The sequence below is a fragment of the Streptomyces thermocarboxydovorans genome (genome assembly GCF_039524635.1).
Classification (GTDB): Bacteria; Actinomycetota; Actinomycetes; order Streptomycetales; family Streptomycetaceae; genus Streptomyces; species Streptomyces thermocarboxydovorans.
This window is the reverse complement of sequence record NZ_BAAAGU010000124.1, coordinates 1-3348: the sequence shown is the minus strand read 5'-3', so window position 1 is coordinate 3348 and position 3348 is coordinate 1. Positions and strand designations below refer to the sequence as shown.

Below are 3348 nucleotides of genomic sequence, written 5' to 3'. Positions count from 1 at the left end.
CACCGCCGTGACGCTCCAGCGCAGCCTGCTGCCGCGGAAGCTCCCCGACCAGGCGGCGCTCGAAGCCGCGTCCCGCTACCTGCCAGCGGGAGCCCAGACCGGTGTGGGCGGCGACTGGTTCGACGTCATACCGCTGTCGGGCGCTCGGGTGGCCCTGGTCGTCGGCGACGTGGTCGGCCACGGGATCCAGGCCTCCGTGACCATGGGCCGGCTGCGCACCGCGGTGGGCACGCTCGCCGACATCGACCTGCCGCCCGATGAGCTCCTCACCCACCTCGACGATCTCGTCCTGAGGCTGGAAGATCCTGGCATCACAGCGCCCGGTGACGTCGGTGCCACCTGCCTGTACGCCGTGTACGACCCGGTCTCCCGCCGCTGCACCCTCGCCAGCGCCGGCCATCCGCTCCCCGTCGTGGTCACCCCCGGCAGAGCCTCAGAACGCCTTGATCTGCCCATCGGTCCGCCGCTGGGCCTGGGCGGTCTGCCCTTCGAGGCCGCCGAGATCGACTTGCCCGAGGGCAGTCTGCTCGCCCTGTACACCGACGGCCTCGTCGAGACCCGGACCCGGGACATCGACGAAGGGCTCGACGAGCTGTGCCGCGCCGTCGCCCTCCCCGTCCCGTCGCTGGACGCTCTCTGCGACACCGTCCTTGAGAGGCTGCTCCCCGTCAGCCCGGAGGACGATGTCGCTCTCCTCCTCGCCCGCACCCGCGCCCTGGGCGCGGACCAGGTCGCCGCCTGGGATCTTCCCTCCGATCCCGCGGTGGTCGCCCAGGCACGGCAGGACGTCTCCGCGCAGCTGGCCGCCTGGGGGCTGGAAGAGCTCCTGTTCACCACCGAGCTCGTGGTCAGCGAGCTGGTCACCAACGCCATTCGGTACGGCCGGCGTCCCGTCCGGCTGCGGCTGATCCACGATCGAACCCTGATCTGCGAGGTCTCCGACGCCAGCAACACCGCCCCGCACCAGCGCCGCGCCAGAGTCTTCGACGAGGGCGGACGTGGCCTGATGCTCGTGGCTCAGCTCACCCAGCGCTGGGGGACCCGCCACACCCGCCAGGGCAAGACCATCTGGGCCGAACAAGAGCTCGTGGGGACCTGAGAAGTCATCCGCCGGCCGCCCTCGGTCCTCGCGTCAGGGAGCGAGCGCCCCCTTGAAGGCGTCCATGAGCAGGCAACGGAGGGCTTCCGTGGTGACGGGCCGCGGATTGCCGTACGGCCGACTCCGCGCCAGGGTGACGACCTCGTCGAGATCCTTCTGAGTGACGCCGAGTTCGGCGAGGGAACGCGGGGCGCCGAGAGCGACGGACATCCGAGCCAGGTACGCCGGTACGTCGTCCGTGGCCAGGGCCCGGCGCAGGGCCTGATCGGCGGCCGGTGCCGCGGGGGGTTCCGGGTCCGCGGGACGGCTCGCGAAGTGCAGGGCGGTGTCGGCCTGGTCCGCGGCCAGGATGTTCACCGCGAACGGGGCGTCCTCGAGGTACCGGCATGCCCGGGACCGGCGGGTCAGGGTCACCTGGCACAGGGCGGGTTCCAGGGAGACGGCGGTGAACGCGTTGACGGTGGCGCCATGGCGTCCGCCGTCCGAGGTGGCGCATGTGACGACCGTGACACCGGTGGCGAAGCGGCCGAAGGCGTTCCTGAGCAGGCGCTGGTTCATGTCGCCAGCTCCGGGGAGACGGTGCCGCGCCGGCCGTCGGGCGCCAGACGGTCCTTGAGGAAGGCGCTGATCGCGTCGCGGTACTCCTTCTGCCGGGGGATCGCCGCGGACATCCAGTAGACGCCGTGGACCATGCCGTCGAAGCGGCTCACCGTGGTCTCGACGCCGGCCGCGGCGAGCCTGCGGCCGTAGTCCTCGGCCTCGTCCCGCAACGTGTCGTACTCGTTGGTCAGGATCAGCGCCGGCGGCAGGTTTTCCAGGGAGGGGGTCCGGTTCACGGCCAGCCACGGGTCGGTCACCGCTCCGGCGAGGCGATGTACTGTCCGCCGAACCACTTCAGGGCGTCGAGGTGGATGACGTAGCCCTCGGCGTACTCCTTGCGGGGCGGTGTCCGCGACCGGGTCGATCAGGGGGTAGACGAGCACCTGGGCGCGCAGGGCCGGCAGTCCGGCGTCCCGGGCGCGTACGGCGGCGACCGCGGCGAGGTAGCCGCCGGCGCTGTCGCCCATCACGGCGATCCGCTCGGGGTCGCCCCGGTGCTCGGCGACGGATGCGAAGGACCACCGCAGTGCGGCGAAGGTGTCGTCGGTGGCGGCGGGGAACCTCGCCTCCGGGGCCCTGCGATAGGTGGCGGCGACGACCAGCGCGCCCGTGTCGTTGGCCAGCGCGCGGCAGGGTTCCTCGACGACGTCCAGGCCACCGCCGACGAACCCGCCGCCGTGGAAGTACACCACGACCGGGAAGGGACCGTCTCCCTCGGGAACGTACAGGCGCACGGCCTGCTCGGGGTGGTCCCCGTAGCGGGCGTCGATCACTTCGGCGACGTCCTCCGGCGGCTTCTGCAACTGGACGAAGGTTTCGATGACCTGCCGGGTCGGCTCGAGGCCGATCTTCTCGAAGGAGGTGAAACCCTGTTCGGCCAGGCCCGCGATGAGGCTCTCGACAGCACTGTCCAGGGGCATGGGGGTGTTCCTTTCGGGTCGTACGGTCAGGAGCCGACGGCCGCGGGCTCGGGTTCGGACTCGGGCTCGGGAGCGCTCTGGAAGGTGAAGCCCGTGTATCCGGCGGCGATGACTTCGTCGCACGTTTTGCGGTAGGCCGGTGCACCGCCCAGGTAGACCAGGACCTTGCGCGGCTTGCCGGGGACGTTCGCGCCCATGTACCAGGAGGACGTCGACGTCGGCAGCAGCGTGGCCTGGGCGTTCTCGTTGGTGTGGGCCACCCAGTCGTCCTGTGCCTGCCGAGTGGGCTCGATGGTGTCGTAGCCGTGCCGGCGCAGGTAGGTGATGGCGTCGGCCGTGAAGTCGACGTGGTCCTCGATGGCGAGCGGCATGTTGTAGAGCACGGACGGGCTCTGCGGGCCCGTGATCATGAAGAGGTTCGGGAACCCGTGCGCCGTCAGGCCCAGGTAGGTCTGCGGACCGTCGGCCCAGGCGTCGCGCAGCCGCAGGCCGTCCCGGCCGACGATGTTCATCGCCAGCAGGGGGCCGGTGCAGGCGTCGAAACCGGTGGCCAGGACGAGGACGTCGAACGCTTCCACCGCACCCTGCTCGACGAATGGGCCTACCAGCAGCCCTACACCTCAGACAGCGAACGCCAGGCAGCGTTTCCCGGCTGGCTGGACTGGTACAACTACCACCGACCCCACACCGGCATCAGCGGCCGCCCACCAGCCAGCCGCGTCACCAACC

At 71.1% G+C, this 3348-nt stretch carries 4 protein-coding genes and 1 pseudogene; 2 read left to right on the top strand and 3 right to left on the bottom strand.

What is annotated here, in order from left to right:
• Positions 1–1099: ATP-binding SpoIIE family protein phosphatase (locus ABD198_RS30320; RefSeq protein WP_344007913.1), on the top strand; the 1099-nt coding region annotated here is incomplete at its 5' end.
• A gap of 33 nt (positions 1100–1132) precedes the next feature.
• Here ABD198_RS30320 and ABD198_RS30315 read toward each other — a convergent pair.
• The 3 genes from ABD198_RS30315 to ABD198_RS30305 are packed head-to-tail and all read right to left on the bottom strand — an operon-like array spanning position 1133 to position 3197.
• On the bottom strand, positions 1133–1657 hold the full coding sequence (locus tag ABD198_RS30315; RefSeq protein WP_344007911.1) for a flavin reductase: 525 nt from the start codon (positions 1655–1657) through the stop codon (positions 1133–1135).
• Positions 1654–2619, bottom strand: coding sequence for an alpha/beta hydrolase (locus ABD198_RS30310; RefSeq protein WP_344007909.1), 966 nt, complete (start codon positions 2617–2619; stop codon positions 1654–1656). Before ABD198_RS30310 ends, ABD198_RS30315 begins: the two co-directional genes overlap by 4 nt.
• Before the next feature lie 26 nt (positions 2620–2645).
• Positions 2646–3197: an NAD(P)/FAD-dependent oxidoreductase gene (locus ABD198_RS30305; RefSeq protein WP_344007916.1), complete on the bottom strand. Its 552-nt coding sequence runs from the start codon at positions 3195–3197 to the stop codon at positions 2646–2648.
• On the opposite strand from ABD198_RS30305, the pseudogene ABD198_RS30300 reads away from it, so the two are divergent.
• Positions 3183–3348: pseudogene (locus tag ABD198_RS30300) on the top strand (integrase core domain-containing protein); the annotation flags it as partial. The gene ABD198_RS30305 and the pseudogene ABD198_RS30300 overlap by 15 nt on opposite strands.

Bases quoted from the DNA above. Each gene is read 5' to 3' on its own strand.
- ABD198_RS30315 (WP_344007911.1), bottom strand. From the start codon at position 1,657: ATGAACCAGCGCCTGCTCAGGAACGCCTTCGGCCGCTTCGCCACCGGT.
- ABD198_RS30310 (WP_344007909.1), bottom strand. From the start codon at position 2,619: ATGCCCCTGGACAGTGCTGTCGAGAGCCTCATCGCGGGCCTGGCCGAA.